This is a genomic window from Microbacterium nymphoidis, from assembly GCF_021044885.1.
Taxonomy (GTDB): domain Bacteria; phylum Actinomycetota; class Actinomycetes; order Actinomycetales; family Microbacteriaceae; genus Microbacterium; species Microbacterium nymphoidis.
Genome location: NZ_JAJNOD010000001.1, coordinates 1,732,952 through 1,755,629, shown reverse-complemented (window position 1 = coordinate 1,755,629; position 22,678 = coordinate 1,732,952). Strand labels below are relative to the sequence as shown.

General features: G+C 68.7%; 18 protein-coding genes. 8 read left to right on the top strand and 10 right to left on the bottom strand.

What is annotated here, in order from left to right:
- Genes LQ566_RS08130 through LQ566_RS08110 form a run of 5 tightly spaced genes read left to right on the top strand, consistent with a single transcriptional unit; the run spans position 1 to position 6,184 of the window.
- A complete protein-coding gene (locus tag LQ566_RS08130) occupies positions 1 to 957 on the top strand; it encodes a carbohydrate ABC transporter permease (RefSeq protein WP_231091111.1) in 957 nt (318 codons plus the stop codon).
- Entirely contained in the window at positions 950 to 1,828 is an 879-nt protein-coding gene (locus LQ566_RS08125) for a carbohydrate ABC transporter permease (protein WP_231091110.1), read from the top strand. The genes LQ566_RS08130 and LQ566_RS08125 overlap by 8 nt, the downstream gene beginning before the upstream one ends.
- 1 nt (position 1,829) lies before the next feature.
- A complete protein-coding gene (locus LQ566_RS08120; protein ID WP_231091109.1) occupies positions 1,830 to 2,870 on the top strand; it encodes a LacI family DNA-binding transcriptional regulator in 1,041 nt (346 codons plus the stop codon).
- On the top strand, positions 2,871 to 5,021 hold the full coding sequence (locus LQ566_RS08115; protein ID WP_231091108.1) for an alpha-N-acetylglucosaminidase: 2,151 nt from the start codon (positions 2,871 to 2,873) through the stop codon (positions 5,019 to 5,021).
- The gene (locus tag LQ566_RS08110) at positions 5,018 to 6,184 is read left to right on the top strand and encodes a Gfo/Idh/MocA family protein (protein WP_231091107.1); all 1,167 of its coding nucleotides are present in this window, start codon (positions 5,018 to 5,020) and stop codon (positions 6,182 to 6,184) included. Before LQ566_RS08115 ends, LQ566_RS08110 begins: the two co-directional genes overlap by 4 nt.
- 1 nt (position 6,185) lies before the next feature.
- Here the strand turns inward: LQ566_RS08110 and LQ566_RS08105 are convergent, their stop codons facing one another.
- Positions 6,186 to 7,010: a GAP family protein gene (locus tag LQ566_RS08105; protein ID WP_231091106.1), complete on the bottom strand. Its 825-nt coding sequence runs from the start codon at positions 7,008 to 7,010 to the stop codon at positions 6,186 to 6,188.
- 107 nt (positions 7,011 to 7,117) lie between these two features.
- On the opposite strand from LQ566_RS08105, the gene LQ566_RS17640 reads away from it, so the two are divergent.
- Positions 7,118 to 8,302 carry a sensor histidine kinase gene (locus LQ566_RS17640; RefSeq protein WP_231091105.1) on the top strand — a complete coding sequence of 395 codons (1,185 nt, stop codon included), beginning with the start codon at positions 7,118 to 7,120 and terminating at the stop codon, positions 8,300 to 8,302.
- Positions 8,299 to 8,925, top strand: a complete 627-nt coding sequence (locus LQ566_RS08095; RefSeq protein ID WP_231091104.1) for a response regulator — start codon at positions 8,299 to 8,301, stop codon at positions 8,923 to 8,925. The genes LQ566_RS17640 and LQ566_RS08095 overlap by 4 nt, the downstream gene beginning before the upstream one ends.
- Positions 8,926 to 8,978: 53 nt before the next feature.
- Here LQ566_RS08095 and LQ566_RS08090 read toward each other — a convergent pair whose 3' ends face one another.
- Entirely contained in the window at positions 8,979 to 10,187 is a 1,209-nt protein-coding gene (locus tag LQ566_RS08090) for an MFS transporter (RefSeq protein ID WP_231091103.1), read from the bottom strand.
- 71 nt (positions 10,188 to 10,258) lie between these two features.
- On the opposite strand from LQ566_RS08090, the gene LQ566_RS08085 reads away from it, so the two are divergent.
- Positions 10,259 to 11,302: a LacI family DNA-binding transcriptional regulator gene (locus LQ566_RS08085; protein ID WP_231091102.1), complete on the top strand. Its 1,044-nt coding sequence runs from the start codon at positions 10,259 to 10,261 to the stop codon at positions 11,300 to 11,302.
- Between the two features lie 1,110 nt (positions 11,303 to 12,412).
- Here LQ566_RS08085 and LQ566_RS08080 read toward each other — a convergent pair.
- The 8 genes from LQ566_RS08080 to LQ566_RS08045 all read right to left on the bottom strand — a co-directional run bounded on the left by LQ566_RS08080 (position 12,413) and on the right by LQ566_RS08045 (position 22,658).
- Positions 12,413 to 13,480 carry a hypothetical protein gene (locus LQ566_RS08080; protein ID WP_231091101.1) on the bottom strand — a complete coding sequence of 356 codons (1,068 nt, stop codon included), beginning with the start codon at positions 13,478 to 13,480 and terminating at the stop codon, positions 12,413 to 12,415.
- Between the two features lie 335 nt (positions 13,481 to 13,815).
- Positions 13,816 to 14,598 carry a hypothetical protein gene (locus LQ566_RS08075; RefSeq protein WP_231091100.1) on the bottom strand — a complete coding sequence of 261 codons (783 nt, stop codon included), beginning with the start codon at positions 14,596 to 14,598 and terminating at the stop codon, positions 13,816 to 13,818.
- Complete coding sequence (locus LQ566_RS08070; protein WP_231091099.1) at positions 14,595 to 15,599, bottom strand: VWA domain-containing protein; 1,005 nt, start codon at positions 15,597 to 15,599, stop codon at positions 14,595 to 14,597. Before LQ566_RS08070 ends, LQ566_RS08075 begins: the two co-directional genes overlap by 4 nt.
- Positions 15,596 to 16,582, bottom strand: a complete 987-nt coding sequence (locus LQ566_RS08065) for a vWA domain-containing protein (RefSeq protein ID WP_231091098.1) — start codon at positions 16,580 to 16,582, stop codon at positions 15,596 to 15,598. The genes LQ566_RS08070 and LQ566_RS08065 overlap by 4 nt, the downstream gene beginning before the upstream one ends.
- Complete coding sequence (locus LQ566_RS08060; protein ID WP_231091097.1) at positions 16,573 to 17,064, bottom strand: hypothetical protein; 492 nt, start codon at positions 17,062 to 17,064, stop codon at positions 16,573 to 16,575. The genes LQ566_RS08065 and LQ566_RS08060 overlap by 10 nt, the downstream gene beginning before the upstream one ends.
- Positions 17,051 to 17,938 (bottom strand): DUF58 domain-containing protein, encoded by an 888-nt coding sequence (locus LQ566_RS08055; protein ID WP_231091096.1) that lies wholly within the window; start codon positions 17,936 to 17,938, stop codon positions 17,051 to 17,053. Before LQ566_RS08055 ends, LQ566_RS08060 begins: the two co-directional genes overlap by 14 nt.
- A gap of 18 nt (positions 17,939 to 17,956) precedes the next feature.
- Positions 17,957 to 18,958 carry an AAA family ATPase gene (locus LQ566_RS08050; protein WP_231091095.1) on the bottom strand — a complete coding sequence of 334 codons (1,002 nt, stop codon included), beginning with the start codon at positions 18,956 to 18,958 and terminating at the stop codon, positions 17,957 to 17,959.
- Positions 18,959 to 19,148: 190 nt separating this feature from the next.
- Positions 19,149 to 22,658 (bottom strand): PKD domain-containing protein, encoded by a 3,510-nt coding sequence (locus LQ566_RS08045; RefSeq protein ID WP_231091094.1) that lies wholly within the window; start codon positions 22,656 to 22,658, stop codon positions 19,149 to 19,151.
- Positions 22,659 to 22,678 lie beyond the last annotated feature (20 nt).

Genomic DNA, 22,678 nt, shown 5'->3' with positions numbered 1-22,678 from the left:
ATGACCGGAATCTCCTTCGCGGGGCGGGGCTCGGCGCAGCCGGGCGCCGCCCCGCCGGGCCTGCGCCGCGACCGTGGTCGCGCGCCCGGCCAGTCCGGGTGGTGGGCACTGCTGTTCGTGGGGCCCGTCGGCATCGGGCTCGCGGTCTTCTATCTCTGGCCCATCGTCCGCACGGCCTGGATGTCGCTGACCGAGACCGGCCCGTTCGGTGGATCGACTTTCACGGGACTGTCGAACTACGAGAAGCTGTTCTCCAACCCGGATCTGCCGCAGGCGCTGCTGAACACCCTGATCTACACGCTCATCGCCCTGCTCGTGATCCCGATCGCCATGGTGATCGCCGCGCTGCTGAACACCGCGGGGCTGAAGGGGCGGGGCATCTATCGCACGCTCTACTTCCTGCCCGTGGTGACCATGGCCGCCGCCGTCGCAGCGGTGTGGAAGGTCATCTACAACGGCGACTACGGCGTGCTCAACCAGCTGCTGGGCTTCTTCGGCATCGCGGGGACCAGCTGGCTCACCAACCCCGCCACGGCGCTGGGGGCGATTGCGGCCGTCGGCATCTGGTCGGGCATCGGCACCACGCTGGTGATCTTCCTGGCTGCGCTGCAGGGAGTGCCCGGACACCTGTACGAGGCCGCGCAGCTCGACGGCGCAGGGCCTGTGCGCCGCTTCGTGTCGGTCACGGTGCCGATGATCTCGCCCAGCGTCTTCTTCGTCGCTGTGACCACCGTGATCGGCGCCTTCCAGGCGTTCGATCTCATCTACGTGATGGTCGCCAAGACCAGCCCGGCCATGCCGCACGTGAAGACCATCGTCTACCTCTTCTACGAAGCCGGCTTCATCGACCACAACCCGGGACTGGCGGCTGCCATCGCCTTCGTCCTGCTGCTGATCATCCTGGTCGTGACCGTGCTGCAGTTCGGCATGCAGCGAAAGTGGGTGCACTATGAGTGACACGCTCGCCACCGCAACGCTCGTCACCGGAGACCGGGTTACGCCCGGACCACCCCGACGGCGTCAGCCGTATCTGATCCACGCGATACTCATCGTGGGCGCCATCATCATGGTGTTCCCGTTCTTCTGGCAGCTGATGACGTCGTTCAAGACGCTCGCCGGTGCGACGGCCGTGCCCCCGCAGGTGCTGCCGAACCCGTGGGACTTCAGCAACTACGCTCGCGCGTTCGAGGCGATGCCGTTCGGGCAGATGTTCCTCAACTCGGCGATCATCACCGTGTGCCGCACGATCGCGCAGGTCATCCTCTGCACCATGGCGGGCTATGCCTTCGCCCGCATCCCGTTCCGTGGTCGCGGCTTCGTGTTCGTGCTGTTCCTGTCGGTGCTGATGGTGCCGGGACAGCTCTTCCTGCTGCCGCAGTACGAGATCATCCAGAGCCTGGGGCTGCTGGACTCCCTGCCGGGCATCATCATCCCCGGGATGTTCGCCGCGTTCGGCACGTTCCTCATGCGCCAGTTCTTCCTGGGGCTGCCGGTGGAGCTCGAAGAAGCCGCCCGCATCGACGGGGCCAACCAGTGGCAGATCTTCCAGAAGGTGATGCTGCCGCTGGCGAAACCCGGCATCATCGCGCTGGCGGTGTTCACCTCGCTGAACTCGTGGAACGACCTGCTGTGGCCCCTCGTGGTGACCTCGACGTCGGAGAACATGCCGCTGTCGGTGGGGCTGGCCACGCTGAAGGGGATGAACTTCACCGATATCCCGGTGCTCATGGCAGGCTCGGTGCTGGCGACCATCCCGATGGTGATCGTGTTCATCGTGCTGCAGAAGCAGTTCATCCAGGGCATCGCCTTCACGGGCGGAAAGGGCTGACGTGACCGGTTCTCAGCGTCCCACCCTGCAGACCGTCGCACGCGAGGCCGGGGTGTCCTCAGCCACCGCGTCGTACGTGCTGCGGGGGATCGAACGCGGTGCGTCGGCCGAGACCGCGGCCCGTGTGCGCGCGGTGGCGGAGCGGCTCGGCTACCGGGTGAACACCGCAGCGCGAGCGGTGCGCACTGGCCGCACCGGCGTGGTCCTGCTGTCGTTGCATCGCGCGTTCGATCCCTGGGCGGTGGCGCTCACCGACGCCGTCAAACGCGCGGCGCGGGAGACCGGTCGCTCCACGATCGTGCTGCCGGGCGAGGCCCGCGGAGAGGACTGGTACGACTCGGTGGCGGAGCTCCGGCCCGACGTCGCATTCATCGAGGTGCTCGATGACCTCCCCCAGACCCGTGCGTCTGCGCGAGAGCTGACCGCGGCGGGGCAGCGCATCGTCGTGCACCACGAACTCATGCCCTCGGAGGGCTACGACGTCATCCGTCCTCGCCCGGAGCCCGGTGCCGCGCAGATCGTGGCGCACCTGGCCGAGCAGACCGACGACATCGCGTTTCTCACCACCGAGCCGCACAGCCTCGCCGACAACTCGCGCGCGCGTCCCTATCTCGCGGCTGTCAGCAGCGGCGTCATCCGCCCGCGTGCGGTCACGGTGTACGACGGCAGCCGCGCGGACGCGTTCCGCCAGGCGGTGGCCCTGCTGCAGAGCGACGGCGCGCCGCGTGCTGTCATGTGCCACACCGACGATGCGGCGCTGCAGGTCATCCAGGCCGCCTACTTCCTCGGAAAGCGCGTCCCCGATGACGTGCTGATCGCCGGCATGGACAACACGCAGGACGGGCAGGAGTCCACGCCGTCGCTCACCTCGGCGGGCCCGGACGATGCGTTCACGCGTGAGGCCCAGCTGATCATCGCGGCCGCCGACCGGCCGCCCGGGACGGGGCGCGTCCACGAGTTCGACTGGTCGCTGCGTGCCCGAGCCTCCACATCCATTCCCGACCGCGCAGCGCACGCGCGAGTGCACGGAGAGTCAGAGTAAATGTCACCCTTCCCTGCGGCCGCTGAGGCCGCGATCAGACGCGTGCTCGGAAACGGCGCAGCCACCGTCGACGTCAGCATCGAGGAGTCCTCGCCGGACTTCTTCGAGGTCTCTGCCCGCGACGGGCGCACGGTGATCCGGGCATCGTCTCCGGCCCTCTCCCTCGCGGGTCTGCGCGCCTGCCTTGCGACCACGGGCGACCAGTTCGATGAGATCCTCACGGGTGCGCGCGGGGCCGTGCCGCATCCGCCAGCGCAGCCACTGCGTCGCGTCTTCACGCTTCCTCACCGGTTCTACGGCAACGACACGGAAGACGCCTACGTCGGGCCGTACCGCGACTTCGCCGCGTGGGAGGACCTGATCGACGGCATCGCCGCACGCGGCTACACCGAGCTCTTCGTGCCGGTGGGGACGGAGAGTGCCTACGTCGATCTGCTCACCGCGTACGGGTACTCGCGCGAGGAAGCGCTCGCCTGGATCCCGCTGCCCAGCCATCAGCCCTGGTGGCTGCTGCAGAACATGTCCGGATATCCCTCGGGGATGAACGAGCGACTGCTCGCACAGCGCACGACGCTGGGACGACGGATCGTCGAGCGACTGCAGGAGCTCGGGATGCGCGCCGTGCTCCCCGGCTATGGCGGGACGGTGCCTCGCGACTTCGGCGAGCGCAATTCCGGCGCCCACGTCACGGTTCCCTCCGGCGACTGGCAGGGCTTCGACCGGCCCGGGTGGCTGGATCCGTCCGATCCGATGTTCCCGGCCCTCGCCGCGACCTTCTACGCCTCCTCCGCTCGCCATCTCGGTGCGGTCACGATGTACAAGACGGATCTGCTGCACGAGGGCGGACAGCCCGGCGACATCGATGTGAGTGCGGCAGGCGTCGCCGTTCAGCGCGCGATGCTCGCGGCGGCGCCGGAGTCGACCTGGGTGATGCTCGGCTGGCAGCACAACCCGCCGCGCGAGGTGCTGGCCGCCGTCGAGCGGGATCGGGTGCTGGTTGTGGATGGTCTGTCCGATCGCTACGAGGACACGGATCGTGAGGAGGAGTTCCTCGGGACCGACTACGCCTTCGGCGGGATCTGGAACTTCGGCGGCGACACGGCCATGGGTGCGCAGGCGAGCACCTGGACCCAGCGCTTCACCCGCTGGCGGGATCGGCCTGGTTCACACCTGCGCGGAGTCGCCGCGATGCCCGAGGGCGGGTTCAACAATCCGCTGGCCATGGACCTGCTCGCGGAGTTGAGCTGGCGTGCCGATGCCGTGCAGCTGGAGCCCTGGGTCACCGAGTGGGTCCGGCAGCGCTACGGCAGGCCTCACGCGGCCGCCGAACAGGCCTGGCGCCGGATCGTCCGCACCGCCTATTCGCTGCCCGACGACAACGGCTTCTCCGAACCGCACGATTCGCTGTTCGCTGCGTGGCCGTCGTTCACCGTGGGCACCTCGTCCTCGTTCTCTCCCGCGCAGGACACCTACGACCTGCCGGCATTCGCCGCGGCGCTGCCGGTGCTGCTCGCTGCGGCCGAGGAACTGTCAGCGCACCGCGCCTACCGGTTCGATCTCGCCGACGTCGCCCGTCAGGCCGTCACGAACACCGCGCGCCAGCTGCTTCCGGTTCTGGCGGAGGCCGCGGCGACCGGAGAGCTCGCGCGGTACGACCATGCCACCGACCTGTGGCTGTCGGCGATGGATCTGCTGGACCGGATCGCGGGAACACAGCAGCTGTGGTTGCTCGGGCGTCTGCTGGATGAGGCTCGCGCGGCAGGCGAGGATGAAGCCGAGAGTGATCGGCTCGAACGCAGTCAGCGCCTGATCCTCACGAGCTGGGGTCCGGAGCGCGCCGCCACCCAGGGTCAGCTCTCCGACTACGCGGGGCGGGATGCCCAGGGCCTCGTCGGGACGCTCTACCGGTCACGCTGGTCGGCCTTCCTCGCGGCGGCGCGGCCGGGAAGCGGCGCCGCGCCCCTCACCGAAGCGGAATGGTGGGCTCGCGACCAGAGCTGGGTGGACAGCGTGGACCGCCACGGAATCCACAGCACGGCGGAGGGGGACATCATCGCGCTCGCGGACGAAGCCGTCGTGCTCCTGGCGTGCGTGCAGGACGCCACACGAATGATCTCCGCCGCGGCGGGGGAGGACGGGAAAGACAGATGACACTTCGGATCGGTCTCATCGGCTACGGCCAGCGGGCGCGGCTGGCCCGCGAGCTGGAGCGGGACGGCAACGCCGCCGCCGTGGTCGCGGTGTGCGAGGTGAGCGAGCGGGGAGCGGCCGATGCGCGTGCTGCATACCCGGACGCACTCGTCACCGCGGAGCTGGACGAGCTGCTGGCACTCGATCTGGACGCGGTGATGATCTTCACTCCCGATGATCTGCACGCCGCTCCCGCGATCGCAGCCCTCGAAGCGGGAGCCGCGGTGTTCGTGGAGAAGCCGCTCGCGGTGACGGTGGCCGATGCCGACCGCGTGCTCGAGACGGCGCGCCGGACGGGCTCCCGGCTGTACATCGGCCACAACATGCGTCACATGCCGGTGATCACGCTGATGAAGCAGCTGATCGACGACGGGCGCATCGGTGACGTGAAGGCGGTGTGGTGCCGCCACTTCGTGGGGCACGGCGGCGACTACTACTTCACGGACTGGCACGCCGACCGCCGGCGCACCACGTCTCTGCTGCTGCAGAAGGGGGCGCACGACCTCGATGTCATCCACTGGCTGGCCGGCGGATACACCCGCAGCGTCGCGGCGATGGGGGACAACGTGCTCTACGGTGCCATCGCGGATCGCCGGGATCGCTCCGGCGAGCGTATGGGCGACTGGTTCAGCCTCGACAACTGGCCGCCCGCCTCCCTCACGGGCCTCAACCCGGTGATCGATGTGGAGGACATCTCCCAGCTGAACCTGCGGCTGGACAATGGTGTGCTGGCCTCGTACGAGCAGTGCCATTTCACACCCGACTACTGGCGCAACTACACGATCATCGGAACCGAGGGGCGCATCGAGAACTTCGGAGACGGTGCCGGCGAGCGTGTGGGGCTGTGGAACCGGCGTCATCGCGGGTGGGCGGAGCCGGACGAGTCCTTCGAGATCCCCGACGCCGAGGGCGGTCATGGCGGAGCGGATGCCCTTCTGGTGGCGGAGTTCTGCCGCTTTGTCCGCGAGGGCGGGCGCACGCAGACCTCGCCCGTGGCCGCTCGTGAGGCCGTGGCCACGGGTGTGCTCGCCACGGAATCGCTGCGCGCCGACGGGTCGGCGCGTGCGGTGCCCGCGCTGGATGCCGATCTGGTGGCCTACTTCGAGCGGGGGCAGACCGCCTGAGTCACCTCGTGATCGTGTCGAGCGCGGAGAACAGCCCCAGCTTGTTTGCCGCATCGCGGGCGATGAGCAGGCCGATGATGGCGAGGATCCACGCGGTGGTCTCGGCGCCGGATCGCTGCATCCAGCCCGCGATCGTCTCCAGGGGGCGTCGCATGGGGCCGGCGGCCACGGCACGCAGCACGAGCAGGACCACCGCCGGAAGGATCATCACGGCGCAGTAGGCGACGAGACCGAGGCCGCGTGCGAACAGCGGCAGGTCCGCCTCCGCCATCATGGTCATGCCCACGATGTACGGGAGCATCGTGGCGACTTCCACGATGCCCGCCGCCAGGGCGATGCCCATCACGGCGAGGGGGGAGGTGCGTGCGTCCAGCAGCGCGTCGCGCCACCGCAGCAGCCGAGGCGCACGCGGCGGGGTCGTCGGCGTCGTCGGTGCTGGTGCGGGCGGCAGCAGCGGGTCATCACCGCCGGCGGTCGCTGCCGTGGCTACGGCTTCCCGCTCCCTCTTGCGTTTGCCTGTGGGCATCAGGATGCCGATCAGCAGGAGCGCCGCCCCCGCGATCAACCGCAGTACCAGCCCGGCCGTGGAGTCGAGGAACCCGGAGGCCACCGATACGAGGTTCACCAGGCCGAGCGAGAAGAGCACTCCCACCAGCAGGTAGAACACCGAGATGGTGACCAGGTACAGGGCGATCCTGCCGGTCCGCAGCCGCCCGGGTGCCAGGAGCAGAAACACCGGGATGAGCAGAGTCCCGATGCTCAGCCCGTCCAGCAGGGCCAGGCCCAGCAGCGGGAGCGAGAGTGAGGCGTCGAGGAGTGCGTCCATGCTCCCAGCGTCCGCCGTCGCGCGCGCCCGCAGATCCGGCATCGGATCGAATGCCCCTCATCCTTTGGTCGGAGGTGCGCCGCCGGGCCGTGTGCTTGCATGGGCGAGTGGGCACAGGGATCAGCGGCTGGTACGCGCGTCACCAGGCGCCGGTGGATGCCGCGGGCATCGCGGGCATCACCGTTCTTGCGGCGTCGCTCGGAGTCCGCGCCCTCTGGGACGTGTTCTCCGTGCTTCCGGCCGAGCCCGATCCGTGGTGGGGGCTCGTCACGGCGTTGCCCGGATGCCTGCTGATCCTCGGCAAGCTGCGCGCTCCGATGGCGATGCTCGTTCTCGGGTCGGTGCTCTGGCTCATCGATCTGGTCACGGTGGGCAGCCTCGGCACGATGGTGATGCTCATGGACCTGCTGTGGAACGCCACTCGACGTGCCGATCAGCGGGGACGGCGACGGATCCTGGTGACCGTGGTGATCGGGGTGGCTGCGCTCGTGCTCATCGGCGGTGTGCGCTCGGGAAACGTCCAGCTGGCGGTGATGCTGGCTCTCGGCCTCGGTTCGCTCTTCGGCGTCACGTTCGCCACCGCCATGTCGCTGGGTCAGGCGCATGAGCTGGCCGACCTGCAGGCCCGCCTGCGCCGGGAGGATCAGGCGCGCGCCCGTGTCGAGCTGGAGTCGCAGCGGGCGAGTGACCGGCGTGCCATGGCGCGCGAACTCCATGATCTCGTCGCCGGTCACGTCTCCGCCGCGGCACTGCGCGCCGAAGCGGCGCTGGTGGCCGACACGGATCTCGACGGTGCGCGCACGGCCCTGCGATCGGTGCGCGGCGCCAGCCTCGATGCCCACGCGGCGCTGCGGCGGATGATCGACGTGCTCGCTGATCCGGCCGCTGCGCCCGAGTCAGGGGCGAGGGAGCTGGCGAGCGTGATCGGTGCGGCGCGGGACCAGGGGCTCACCGTGACTGCCGACATCGCGGCCGCGCCCGCGCTGCCCGAGTCCGCCGGGCGCGCGCTGGCACGAGTCGTGCGCGAGAGCCTCACCAATGCGTCGCGCTATGCCGGAGCGGGCATCGTCGAGGTGGACGTCACGGCCGACGTCGACTTCGCACGTGTGCGGGTGGTGTCACCGCTCGCGGCGGAGCCGGTGCCGCGGCTGCCGGGAGGCGGATGGGGGCTGCGGTCCCTGGATCAGGATGTCCGCGCGCTCGGTGGTGATTTCCGCGCCGGGGCGCAGGGGGAGTCGTGGGTGGTGGAGGCGTCGGTGCCGTGCGCCGCGGTCGCAGCGGAGGAGTCATGACGGTTCGGGTGCTGATCGCGGACGACCACGCGGCCATTCGGGAGGGTCTGCGCCTCATCCTCGAGGCACAGGGCGTCGAGGTCGTGGCGGAGGCCGCGGACGGAGCGGTCGCCATCCGCAACGCGCGTGCGCTGCGTCCGGACGTTGTGCTGATGGACCTGCGTATGCCGGGCACAGACGGGATCGCCGCCACGGCGCAGATCGTCGCCGAGGCACTCGCGGACGTGCTGGTCCTCACGAGCTTCGACGAGGATGAGCTGGTGCTCGGCGCTATTCGTGCGGGTGCCGTGGGCTTTCTGCTGAAAACCACGGACGGCCCCGCCCTCGCCGACGCGGTGCGGCGGGTGGCGGCGGGTGAGGGTGTGCTGGATCCGGTGGTCACGAGACGGGCCCTCGCCGCGGTGTCCGCGGCGCCCGAGCCGGTCGCCGCCCCGGAAGGGCTCACCGTGCGTGAGAACGAGGTGCTGGCCGGCATCGTCGCGGGGCATTCCAACGCCCGAATCGCCCGTCAGCTGGGCATCAGCGTGCCGACGGTGAAGACCCACGTGTCCAACGTGCTGGCAAAGCTCGGCGCGGAGAGTCGCACGGAGGCAGCCGCGATCGCTCGCGACCCCCGTTCATAGCGCGCAATCGGCTCCCAAACCCGTGGGATGGGAGCCAATCGCGCGCAATGAAACTAGTTCTTGATGGGCTTCGCGGCGTTCGACGCGAGGCCGGACACGAGAGCGAGGCCGGCGATGATCAGCAGCGTGTTCAGCAGCCCGATGTGGTCGGCGATGAAGCCCAGCACTGGCGGGCCCGCGAGGAACGCCACGTAGCCGATGGTCGACGCCGCGGCGACGCGGGAGGCTGCCTTGGACGGATCGTCGGCGGCGGCCGACATGCCCAGCGGGAAGCCGAAGGAGACGCCGATGCCCCACAGCACCGTTCCGACCATCACCAGCGGCATGTTCGGTGCGTAGATGAAGATCAGGAGGCCGACGACGGCGAGAGCGGCCAGCGTGCGCAGCGTGGCAACTCGGCCGAACCGATCGACCAACGGGCCGCCCAACATCCGGGCGATGGTCATTGCGCCGGAGAAGACAGCCAGGCCCACGGCGCCGAGTGAGGGTGAGCCGTCGTGACCCTCGACGATGCCGAGCGCGAGCCAGTCGTTCGCGCCGCCCTCAGCAAAGGACATGCCCAGCATGACGAGGCCGAGGCCGTAGGTACGCGGTTCTGTCCACGCCGATAGCGCCACCTTGAGACGCGCGCCGAAACTCTGGTGCCCCGCGCCTTCGTCGGGTGCCGTCTCAGCATCCGTCGTGGCAGGGATGTTCGCGACCGCCCACAGCGCGCAGGCCACGATCAGAGCGCCAATGACGCCGGTGTGCACGCTCACCGGGAGACGGATGCCCTCCGCGATGGCGCCGAGTCCGGCACCGGCAAACGTGCCCAGGCTGAAGAAGCCGTGCATCATCGGGAGGACGGTCTTGCCGCCGTGCTTCTCGACGCCGGCGCCCTCGACGTTCATGATCACGTCGCAGCAGCCGTTGCCGAAACCGAACAAAGCCAGACCCACGATCACGACGCCGAACGAGTGGAACACGTCGACCCCGAGACCGATGGTGGTGATGCCGGCGGCTGCCACCAGCAGCAGTCCCAGCATCGCCCGGCGCGCGCCGAAGCGGAGCATCAGGACGGACGACACCGACAGTCCGATGATCGAGGCGATGCCGCTGGAGACCAGGAGCAGGCCCACCTCGGACTTCGTGATGCCGAGGCCCTCCTTGATCGCGGGAACGCGCGATGCCCAGGTCGCGAAACCGAGGCCGCAGGCGGCGAAGATCACGAATATGGCCGCGCGCCAGCGCACGAACTGCGAATGGGTGAGGGTGACCTGCATAGGCAACACCCTACATCGAATCGATTCGATCCTGAAAGTCGTCGTGTGAACGCTCGGGCTACACTGGCGGAATGACGCGCAAGCCGACGCTCGCAGACGTGGCCCGCCGAGCGGGGGTGTCCGCCTCGACCGCATCCGTGGTCTACAGCGGCAAGGTTGCCGTCGCGGAGACCACGAAAGACAAGGTGCTCGCCGCCGCCGCCGAACTCGGCTATGCCGGGCCCGACCCGCGCGCCGCCTCGCTGCGGCGCGGTCGCAGCGGCATCGTCGGGGTCGTGGTCGGCTCCGACCTGCGCAGCGCATTCGCGGATCCCATCCTCACCGTCACCATGGACGGCGTTGCGGAGTCCATCGCCTCGTCCGGGGCGGGCATCCTGCTGCTGCGTGATGACCCGGAATGGGGCGGTCCCACACTGGCCACGGCGCCCATCGACGCGGTCGCGCTCATCGGCTGCAACCCCACGCTTCGTGACTCGCTCGATGCCGCGCGCTCCCGCGGCATTCCGATGGTCGTGATCGAGGGAGACGCGGGACCCGACGTTCCGCAGATCACGATCGACTCGCTGGAGGCCCAGCGTCAGCTGGCACGTCACGTCCGCTCCCTCGGGCATGAGCGCGTCGCGCTCGTCACTCTGCCGCTGAGCCGCCGGACCGGGATGTCGGTGGCCGGTGCCGCACACGCCGTCCAGGCCGAGGTCGACGTCACGCGTGAACGTCTCGAAGGGGCCCGCGAGATCTTCCCCGACGCGGTGGTCGTCAGCACGGCACGCTCGACCATCGACAACGGCTATGAGGCTGGCCGGCTCCTCTTCGGCTCGGGCGAACGCCCCACGGCGGTGCTCGCGCAGAGCGACATGCTGGCGGCCGGCGTGCTGCGCGCCGCCCTCGACGCCGGGCTCCGCGTGCCGGAGGAGGTCTCCATCACCGGCTTCGACGGCATCACGGTGGACGGCATCGCGCCGTACCGGCTCACCACCATGGCCCAGCCGGCACTCGACAAGGGTCGCGCTGCCGGTGAGGCCCTCGCGCGCCTCCTCGCCGACGAACCGGCCGCCTCCTTCCGCTTCACGTGTGAGTTCATCGAGGGCAACACCACCGGCCCGGCCCCCGTCTGACCGCGGGCGTCCTCCGTCCTGGGTGCCCACCGCCCTGCCCCTCGTCTGGGCTGAGGCCGGCGGCGGTACGGGTGTCGTCAAACGAGGGGATTTCGCTCAGATGAGGACGGAATCTTGGACAGAGTCCTTGTTCGGCGTCATTCTCCTGTTTTCGCGACGGTTCTTCGCGGGCCGGAGGGGCAGTGGTGCTTCAGCAGGCCGGCACGGGCTGAGTTCGGCGGCGACACGGGGTCGTGAAACAAGGAATTCTTCCTCAAACGAGGACGGAATCCTGGATGTGGTCCTTGTTTGGCGCCATTTTCCTGTTTTCGCGACGGTTCTTCGCGGGCCGGAGGGGCAGTGGTGCTTCAGCGGGCTGGCATGGGCTGAGTTCGGCGGCGACACGGGGTCGTGAAACAAGGAATTCTTCCTCAAACGAGGACGGAATCCTGGATGTGGTCCTTGTTCGGCGTCATGTTCCTGTTTTCGCGACGAGTCGCTGGGGGACCAAGGGGGAAGCGGTGCCTCAGCGGGCTGGCTTGGGCTGAGTTTGGTGGCGGTGCGGGTGTCGTGAAACGAGGGGATTTCGCTGAAATGAGGACGGAATCCTGGACCTGGTCCTTGTTTGGCGCCATTTTCCTGTTTTCGTGACAGTTCTCCGGGGGCGGGGTGGGGCAGGGATGCCTCAGCGGGCCGGTATGGGCTGAGCTCGACGGCGGTGCGGGGTCGTGAAACGAGGGGATTTCACTCAACTGAGGACGGAATCCTGGATGTGGTCCTTGTTTGGCGTCATTTTCCTGTTCTCGCGACAGTCCTCCGGGGGCGGGGTGGGGCAGCGGTGCCTCAGCGGCTGCGCTTCCGCTGATGTCTGGCCTGATACCGGGGTCGTCGGTCGAGGAGGTTTCGACGAATCGGGGACCGATGCCGATGCCGATGCCGATGCTCGATGCCGTCGCCGAAGCGATGCCGATGCCGGTGCCGGTGCCGGCGCCGGATGCCGGATGCCCGATGTCCGATGCCAACGCCTGATGCCGCTGGCGACGTCCGATGCGGATGCCGTCGCCGAAGCGATGCCGATGCCGATGCGGTCGCCGTCGCCGACGCGATACGGACGGGGCGGCGAGCTTCGGACTACTCGTACTCCGACATCCGCTGGTCGAAGGTCTGCACGTCGCTCTCGCTCAGCAGCTTCTCGGCGCGCAGCATGATGGAGAGCCCCTCCAGAGGCACACCGGTGCGGTCGTGATCGGCCTGCCTCTCGGTGCGGAACCGACCCGTCGTGTCCTTGGACAGGTCATAGAGATCGCCGTAGAACCAGCCGCCCGTGTCGTAGTCGTAGGAGGCCCACTCCCATTGCGCCTGAAGATCGGGATCGGTGGAGCCGAACATCTTCTCGATGATCGACGGATCGATGGTCGACTCGGCGGGATCGTTCACCGGGTAGAACTGCGACATGCCGTAGGGGTACAGCACCTCGTCAATGGTGTTCATCATCTGCAGCTTCAGCGAGTTGTCGGTGATGGCCTCGTTCGTCGACCAGATCGTCGAGGTGTACGTGCGCAGCATCGACTCCCCGCCGTAACCATTGCGCTCGGGTGAGATGTCCTCGGGCACGGGCTGCTCGACCCAGGTGACGCCATAGTCCGCGCTCAGCCTCCCGCGTACGGCGGCGAGGATCTCCTCGGTGCGGGCGCGCACCTCCTCGAGCGAGGGCTGAGCCTTGATCTCGGAGGCCGACATCCCCTTCACGCCCGGGTACTTCTCCCAGAACTTCTGCTCGTCGCTCTTCTGCCCCTCGTAACTGCCCTGAGCCGCGGTGCGAACCGCGCTCACTCCGCCGATGGTGACCACGTTGAAGACCAAGGCGATCGCCAGTGCGATGCCGCCGAGCCGTCGTGCATCCTTGAGGGCGATGGCGGCGATGATCACGCCGACGATCAGCAGCTGGATGACCACCACGTTGAGGTTGAACAGGAAGTCCGTCGCCGAGACCGCCAGCGCGCCGAGGAGCACGACCGCCCATCCGATGGCCACGACCAGCGCGGCCACGCCCACGCGAGCGAGGGGACGAGGCCCGTTGGCCATCGGGGGTGGCGCCGCCACGGGACGCGCCAGCACGTCCAGGGGCGAGACGAGGGCGTGACGGGCCTTCTCTAGCTCGGGATTGCGCGCGCCGCGATAACCACCGGGCGGGGGCACGGGAGGGGCACCCTCGGAACTGGTCACATAGCGGGTGCCCGGACGCTCGGGCCCATCCGGCACCGCGACGGAGGACCCGCCATCCGGCCTCTGCCCGGCAAGAGGCACGGGTGGCATGCCGACCGCAGCGGACGGCGGGGCCGGGGCCGGTTCCGGGACCGACTCCGATGGCACGGAGCTCAGCGGTGCGGCGCTTGCCGGGTCAGGGCGCGCTGGCGCACCCGGTGTGGTCGCTGACTCCGCACGCGATCGTGCACCGGAAGCACCGGAAGCGCCCGAAACATCACCCATGCGGCCCGCGCCCTCGATGCCTTCCGGACGCGGATCGGAGTCGTTCACCATGGCTTCTCCGTTCCGCCGCCGCCCGTGCCGTCGTCCCCGCGCTGGTCACGCTCCTGCTGGCCCTCTTCGAGCTTCCGCTGCAGTTCGTCCAGTTGTTCCTGCGACGGCTGGTCCTGCTGCTTCTCCTCGTCCGGCTCGGTGGGCTGCTGCGGGTCCTGTTCGCCGTTCTGCTGCCTGTCCTGCTGCTGCTGATTCTGCTGCTGCTTCTCCGACAGATCCTTCTGCTGCTGCTCGAGGGTGTCCGACATGTCGCGGTTCGGGTCGGGTGACTGGTCCTGCGCCTCGTCGCTCTTGCACTCTTCCGGTGTCTCCGCGTTGACGGTGAGCGCCTCCGCGTAGAAGGCCTGCGCCGACTTCAGGTCGCCAGCCTCGGTGGCGGCGTCTCCCTGGCGCTCGATCACGAACGCCAGGTTGATGCGCACGGCGCATACCTCCAGGCCGCGGGCCAGGGAGAGGGCGTCCTCGAATTCCGCGCGAGCCTCGGGCAGCTTCTCCGACAGCGCGTATCCGTCACCGGCGTTGTACGGCGCCTTGTAGGGCTCGAACCAGTTCAGCGGCTTCTGCCAGCCGGCGTTGCGCACGGTGCCCTCGCCGTCGCCGCCGACGTAGTCTGTGATCGCGAAATGGGCGAACACGAACATGCTGAACAGCTTCGCCACCAGTACCAGTGCGGCGATCGTCAGCGGGAGCGTCCCGATCGCGACCCAGAATCGCACGCGCCGCCGGGTCCGGTTGCCGCGGATCAGCGCGTCGGCGGTGGAACGGGGATCCGTCATGATGCACCCGCCTTCGTCGCGCGAAGTCCGCGCATGCGCGTGACCAGCAGCGCCGCCCGCGCCAGCTCGAAGGCGAGCAGAGCCACCACGGCCAGCGCGAAGACCCAGAACAGCTCGGTGACGTTGCCCGTGCTTCCCGCCTCCGAGTAGTTCGTCGACGACTGCGGCGCGTCCGGCAGCGTGATCGCCGTGTCGGCGGTGCGGTGCTCGTACTCCAGACCGAGATCGGATCCGATCTGCTGGAGGTTCGCCTCGTCGATCACCGACATGGCGTTGGCGCCCTGGTACTCGATGTAGCCCGGGTCCTCGCCGTCGGCGCGGCCGGAGGTGATCTTCATCGGCCCGCCTTCCGCGGTGCCGTACCCCAGCACGCGCCCGCCGTCGACGTACTTCTTCGCGCCCGAGAACGACTCGACCGATTGGCTCACGGTCTGCTCGCCGTCACCCAGATAGAACAGCATGCGCGAGCGATCGCGCCCCGACTCCGCCTCTGCGGCGCTGCGCAGGGTCTGCTGCACGAGCTGCGCGGCGATTCCCACCGAGCTCCCGCGCGACTGCCCGGTGACCTCGGGACGCAGCACATCGATCGAGCTCATCAGCGCGTTCGCGTCGGTGGTGAACGGCAGGCGCAGAACCGGTTCCGCATCGAAGGTGATCAGGGCGAAGCGCGCACCCGGATAGGCATCCACGATGCTCTGGACATCCTGACGGACGCCCTCCAGTCGTGGCTGTGCGTCGCCCCAGTCCTCCGCGACGATGCTTGCCGTGGTGTCGACGGCGATGAGGATGTCCGTGTTGGTGGTGAGCGTCTGGGTCTGCCCGCCCGGCACCGCCGGACGCAGCAGCATCACGAAGCAGAGCAGGACGAGCAGGGTCCGCTCGGCCCACAGCCAGCGCCGCGCCGCCGTCGGTGCGGTCACGATGTTGCGCACCGCCACGAACACGCCGCCGCCGACGAGGACGATCAGCACGAAGACGTTCAGGACCGGGTGGAAGATCACAGCCGCACCCTCCACATCAGTGCCACGAATCCGATCGACAGCACGGCCAGCACGGCGAGCGCGAGGTTGGGCGAATCGCTCCAGATGATCTGCACCTGCCCCTTCAGCTGCGTGGCCGCCTGCTGCTGGACTTCCGTCACGATGTCGTCGACGGTGGTGGCATCGCGCAGTTCGTACGCCTTGCCCCCGGTGAGCGTCGCCGCGTCGGCGAGCTCCTGTGTGATCGCGGCGTCCTTGCCCGCGACCGGGTTGATGGCGAACACCCGAACACCCATCGACTTCGCGAAAGCCGCCGCCTCAGGAACCGACACGATGGACGCGCCGTTCACCTCGTTGTCGCTCGCGAAGATGATGGTGCGTGATCGCTCCTCTTCGACATGATCGAACCGCATCGCGCAGGCGGTGAGCCCATCGCCGATCAGCGAAGCGCCCGGTCCGTTGAGCGTGCCGCTGTAGTGCTCCGGCACGCTGTCCGTGTAGTCGAAGCTGCGACGCAGGCTCTGCAGGTGCTCACGGATGAAGTCGTAGTCGTCGGTGAGCGGGAAGACCTGCACCGGTGACGAGTTGAAGATCGTTAGTCCCAGCCGCTCACCCTGGAAGCCGTCGAGTAGGTTCTCGAAGACGTCGATGATCTCCAGGTCGACCTCGCTCATCGACCCCGACACATCCAGGCACAGCATGATGTCCCGGTTGGTGCTCACCGGCTGGATGGTCTGCGCGGTCATCGGACGTGCCGCAGCGATGCCTCCCGACAGCACCGCGAGCGCGCCGAGCACGAGGATGCCCGCAAGCGCGATCCGCCGCGTGCGCACCGCCCGGGAGAACGAGGGCAGCGCTCGCAGACGTTCCGCGCGCGCCAGCTGGGCGCCGCCGCCGCTCGCGCGCCGGGAGGTACCGGCCAGGCCGATGGCCACGCCGATGCCGATCGCGACCACGAGCACCCCGGCCACGATGAGGAGCATGAAGGGCCAGTTCAACGCCATGACCGCACCACCGTTCGCGCGGCCTCTGCGCCGGCCACCGGGTCCACGGGCGGGCCGCTGCGGAAGATGCTGGGGTAGTAGTGGCGGCGAAGCGCGTCGATCAGAGATGGATTGACGCCGAGCTGCTGCAGATCCTGCAGCGAGAGCACCGGGGCTTCCAGACCGCTGTACTCGTTCACGTAGCGGCGCACGAGCCGGCTGAGCCGGACATTGGCCTCGCGCGGCGGGAGCGTGCGCTCGCGGTAGGCCCGCTCGATCGCGTCGATCTGATGGAGGTAGTCGCCCTGCAGCCGCGCCACGACCTCGGGCAGGGTGAGCTGCACCTCCGGCTGATCGGCGATCGCATCGGCGACCCGCTTCGGGCGCGTGAGCAGCACCAGCAGGATCGCCGCGATCACGATGAACAGAATGATCCCGAACGCCAGCAGCAGCCAGCCGCCACCGTACTGGGTGGGCGGGTAGAGGTCGTCAGGAGCGGGCACGCGACCTCCGATTCAGCATCTGCAGGATTTCGCCGACGGCATAGTCCTGATTGCGGAGCACGGTGTGATCGATCTCCCAGCGCTTGAAGAACTCGCGGCGGTGATCCTCCGCCTGCTCACGCAACTCGGTGAGCTCAGCCAGTACCTCGGCGTCCCCGTTCACGAAGTCGGGCACCCGCCAGCCACTGACCACGTCACTGCGCACCGATGCGGACCGGTGCGCCAGCACCACGTCGGCATCGGCCACGGTGATCCACAGCAGATCGTGCTGCAGGCGCAGCCGACGGATCAGTTGCTCGGTTCGTTCGGTGAGCGGATCCTCATCCGCGATGACCACCACGATCATCCGCTGTGCGATCGTGCGCGCCACGAAGTCGAGCAGATTGTCCACAGAACCGGGCGCGGTCGCAGCCGCGGTGGTCGTCTCGATCGTTCGGAGCATGTGCTCCAGCGCGGCTTCGCTGCTTCCCGTCTGCATGCGCCGCACCCGATCCGCATCGCCGGAAACGAGGCCGACGTCATCGCCGTGGCGGACGGTGAGATAGCCCAGCGCTCCCATGGCGAGGATCGACAGCTCCTGCTTGGGGGCGCCATCCTCCGCCAGTGCAGCCATGGTGCGACCGGTGTCCACCACGAACAGCACGGTCTGTGCTCGCGTGGCGCGCGTGCGCTTGACCACGAGGTTGCCCAGGCGAGCCGATGCACGCCAGTCGATGTCGCGCACCTGATCACCGGTCTCGTACCGTCGCAGGTCCTCGAAGTCGAGGCTGCGCCCGTGCAGCAGCGACTTGTAGGCGCCGTCGAGCTGGTGCATCGACGATCGCCCGGAAGAGATGAAGAGCTTGCTCTTCACCTGCGGGAGGAGACTGGCCATGGGAGGTTTCGCGTCCGGTTACGGGGTGGGCACGGCGCCGAAGATCGCGTCGATCAGGTCCTCGCCGCGCACGCCGTCGGCCTGACCCTCGAAAGTGAGCAGCACACGGTGGCGAAGGATCACGTGACGCAGTGACCGGACGTCCTCGGGAATCACATAGGCCCGCCCCTGCAGCAGTGCGAACGCGCGGGCCGCCTGCAGGAACGCGATGCTCGCCCGGGGGCTCGCTCCGTACTTGATGTAGCGGGCGCGGTCCTCGCCGATGTACGGCGCCGGGTTCCGCGTGACGTACACGAGCGAGACGATGTAGTTGCGGATGGCCGGATCCACGTGCACGCGGGAGGCGATCGACTGGAGGTCGCGCACGTCGTCGAGGGTCACCTTCCCGTCACCCGGATGGTCGGGGTCCAGAATGCCCGCATCGATGCGATTCAGCACCTCGAGCTCCTCCGCGGGGCTCGGGTAGTCGACGATCTCCTTGAGGAGGAAGCGGTCCATCTGAGCCTCGGGCAGCTCGTACGTGCCCTCCTGCTCGATGGGGTTCTGCGTCGCGATCACCAGGAACGGCCGCGGGAGCTTGTGGAGCTCGCCGCCGATCGTGGTCTGCCTCTCCTGCATCGCCTCCAGCATCGCGGACTGGGTTTTCGCGGAAGACCGGTTGATCTCGTCCAGCAGCACGAAGTTGGCGTGCACCGGCCCCAGCACCGTGCGGAAGGTGCCGTGCGCCGCGTCGTAGATCTGGCTTCCGGTGATGTCGCTCGGCAGCAGGTCGGGCGTGCACTGGATGCGCTTGAAGTCGGCTTGAACGGTGGCCGCCAGGGTGGAAGCGGCCGTCGTCTTCGCCAGGCCCGGCACGGACTCCAGCAGGATGTGGCCGCCGGCGATCAGCGCGATCAGAAGGCTGGTGCGCAGCCGCTCCTGTCCCACCATGCGCGCCGAGTAGGCATCAGACACGATCTTCAGGACGTCGCGCGCCCGCGCCATCTCCTGCTCGGTGGGTGCGGCGGCGGACTGCTGCATCGTGATCCCTTTCAGTGCGCGGGGACGGCAGACACCTTTCCCCCTTGACGACCACGCTACCCGCACCCCGCCCGGGACGCATGCGGTTGCCGCTGTGGTGTTGGTGTGTGTCGGTGGGCTCGCGGCGGCTTGCATATCGCAGACGCCCCGCCGAGCTGGGCTCGACGGGGCGTCTGCGGTGTATCCGGGATCAGCGCGCGGCGGCGCGTGCCTGGGCGATGAAGTCCGTGACGGTGAACATCACCTGCGGACTGGTGATGGTCGACGACATCGAGGCGCGCAGGCCCACCGAGCCCGCCTTCTGGAAACCGTCCGTCTTGTCGGTTCCCGTCAGCTGCCATCTGGTCGGTTCCGTCGTGCCATCGATCCACGCCTTCGCCGACACCGTCGTGGTGCCCGTTCCGGTGACCATGACGGAAGCGTGGATCAGCGTCCCGGGGTTGTACTTCCCCGGCAGCACGTAGCTTGCTCCGCCCAGCGCCGCCTCGTCCCGGAGGATGTAAAGGCGAGCTGTGCCGTTCGGCTCGATCCGCACGCGTGCCTGGTAGGCGCCCGTATCCGTCTGCCGCCCGACCACGGTCAGGGCGACCGCGCCCGTGCCGGCCGGAACGGCGTCGGCACGGAATGCCGTCGACACCACGACCGAATCGGTCTGCACAGCGGACAGCAGCGCCGAACGCGTCCAGGACGGGGCGACGGTCATGGTGCCACCGATGCCGTTGGCTACGGCGAAGGCCGAATCACCGCCCAGCGTCTGCCACACCCCGCCGGTCGCCGCGGTGCCCCACTGTCCGGCCTCCGAGCGTGCGAAGGAGTCCTGTCCCAGCACGTCGCCCGGCGGCAGTGCGGTGACGGAGACCACCTGCGAAGTCTCCGAGGTCGCGCCGGTGTTGTCCGTCACCGTGAGCTTGACGGTGTACTGCCCCTCGGCGGCGTAGGTGATGGCGGTCCTGGTGACGCCCTCATCGTCCTCGCCCCACTGACCGTCGCCGAAGTCCCAGGAGTACTTCACGATCGGGCCCTCGACGTCGGAGGACTCGCTCGCATCGAACGCCACGTCCAGGCCAGTGGTGGTGGCGGTGAAGGCGGCGACCGGCGGGTTGTTCTGACCGGGCACGACCAGCGGCTTGCCGTCGGTCACGGAGTAGTCGTCGAACCGGATCACCGATCGCGGCACGGTGGACAGCGAGCTCACCGAGCCCATCAGCCCGACGGCCCCGGGAGTCTGCAGCTCGTTCGTCGAGTCGATCGCGGCGATCTGCCACGTCACCGGCTCCACGGTCGACGCGTACCACATCTTGGCCCCCAGTTCTGTGGGCGAAGAGCCCCGGACGCTCACGGAGACGAAGACGTCGGTTCCCGGCTTGTAGTCGGTCAGCACGACGCTCTTGCCGCCCAGCGGAGTCTCGCCCTGCAGCAGGTACAGACGCACTGTTCCGCCTGGCTCGAACCGCACGCGCGCGGAGTAGTTCATGCCGTTGACCACGCGTCCGAGGACCGTCGCGCTCACCACTCCGCCGACGGGTGCCGCGGGCAGCGACACACGCACCGTGGAGATGGTGTCGGCGGCGGACACCGACTTCAGCAGCCCGGTGCGCGTCTGCGCTGCGGCGAGCGTCATCGTGGCGGCCTTGCCGTCCACATCGAACGACGTGCTGCCGTTTGCCGTCGCCCAGGCACCGCCGGTGTCGGCGGCACCCCAGGCCGCGGTGGTCGTACGCTCGAAGGCGTCTGCGGCCACCACGTTCTCCGCGATGATGCCCGTCTCGTCGACGGTGACGGTCTGCGTCACCTTGTTCGTGGCGCCGGAGTCGTCCGTCACGGTCAGGCTCACCGGGTAGCTGCCTGCCGCGGCGTAGCGGTAGTCGACCTTGGCGCCCTCACCCGTCAGGCCGTTGCCGAAGTCCCACGAGTACTTGACGATGCCGCCGTCGGGATCGACCGACGTCGTGCCGTCCACGGAGACGAGCCCGTCGGTCACGGAGGACGTGAACGCGGCCTTGGGGGCGACGTTGCTTCCCGCCGAGGTCGTGGCGGTCATCTTCACCCACGAGCTCTGGGCGCTGTTGCCGTACGGGTCCGTGGCGGTGATCCGGTATTCGTACGCCGTGCCCGGGGTGAGGCCCACATCACGGAAGGTCAGCTGCGGCCGGTTCCAGCGCGTCGAGGTCGCCTTCGTCGTGTAGACGGGGGCTGCGACGCCCTTGCGCGTGACGGTGTAGGTGAGCTCGGCGTCGTCCGGGTCGAAGTTCCCCGTCCAGGTGAGCAGCACCTGTCCCCGCTTGGGGCTGCTCGCCTTGAGGGCGAACGATGCCGGATCGGTGAGCACGGGACCCTGTTTGTTCGGTGCGACCTCGCGGGTTCCGAATCGGACGATGCCCTGCTGCGGCGTGTTGTTCACGGCGAGGAACTCGCCGCCGTAGATGACGTAGTCGCCCCCGCCGGTGACCGTCCAGGTGGCCTGGCGCTGACCGGTGTACGTGCCGATCGTGAAGGCGGGGTTGAAGTGCATCAGCTTCGCGGCCGGCTGACCCGGGAAGCTCTTGTACCCGTACCGCGACTTGGTGAGGGTTGCCTCGGTGGGGCGCATGTCCCAGGCGAACGCGTGGAAGAAGGTCTCGGGGCTCGTGCGCAGGTAGCCGGTGGGCACGGTGTCGCAGGAGTGCTGGTGGGTGGCCTTGTACATCAGGCCCCGGAAGAGCGCCACGTCGTAGGAGTCGCCGTGGCAGTCCTCCATCGTGATCATGGATCCGTCATCCCAGCTGGCGTAGAAGGTGCCCTCGCTGCCCGCGCCGGTGGCGAACTGGTACGAGGATCCGTACACGCCGCGATCGTCGGACGCGAGGCCCATGAAGCCGTCGGACGATCCCGCGTTGTAGATGATCGAGTTCATCGCCCACGGACGCAGCGCTCCGGTCGTGGCGTCGAGGGCGGCGATGCCACGACCCGGGTTGGTCGAGCCGTTCGTGCGCTCGAAGCTTCCGGCGACGACGACCTTGGACCGGTCGGGGGAGACGACCACGCTGCGCGCGATCCCGTTCCCCGTGAGGGTGGCCTGGAAGGGCAGGACCTTGCCGGTGGTGGCGCTGACCGCGCCGACCCGGGTGCGGGCCACATTGTTCAGCGTGCTGAATCCGCCGGCCAGGTACACCGTGTCGTCCGTGGCTGCGATCCCGTACACCGCCGCGTTCGTGCCCACGTTGAGGGCGTTCACGGCGCCGGTCGCGGTGTCGATGGCGGCGAGACGGTAGCGCTGCTGGCCGCCGATCTGCGTGAACGCGCCGCCGACGTAGAGCGTCTTCCCGTCGGGCGACAGCTCCGTCGCGTAGACCGCCCCGTTGACCGGCAGGTTGAAGTTGGGATCCATCTCACCGGTCTGGAGGTTGTAGCGCAGGAAGTTCTGACGCGGGGTCTCATCGACCCCTCGTGCCGCACCGGCGGGCCGCGCCTGCGTGAACTGCCCGCCGGCGTACACCCAGTCGCCGACGACGGTCTGCGACCAGACGACGCCGTTGATCTGGACGGTGGGCAGCGGATCGGCGGAAACCGTCGCGGGAGACGGATCGCCCGCTGCCACCGGCGCCGTCTCCGCTGCCGCGGACGTGGGATTGTTGATGTTGACGATCGTCCCGGCGGCCAGCGCCAGAACGATGCCGAGTGCGGCGCCGAGATGCCGTCTCGGGCGCGCGACAAGTCGCATGTGAGCCACTGCTGTGACCT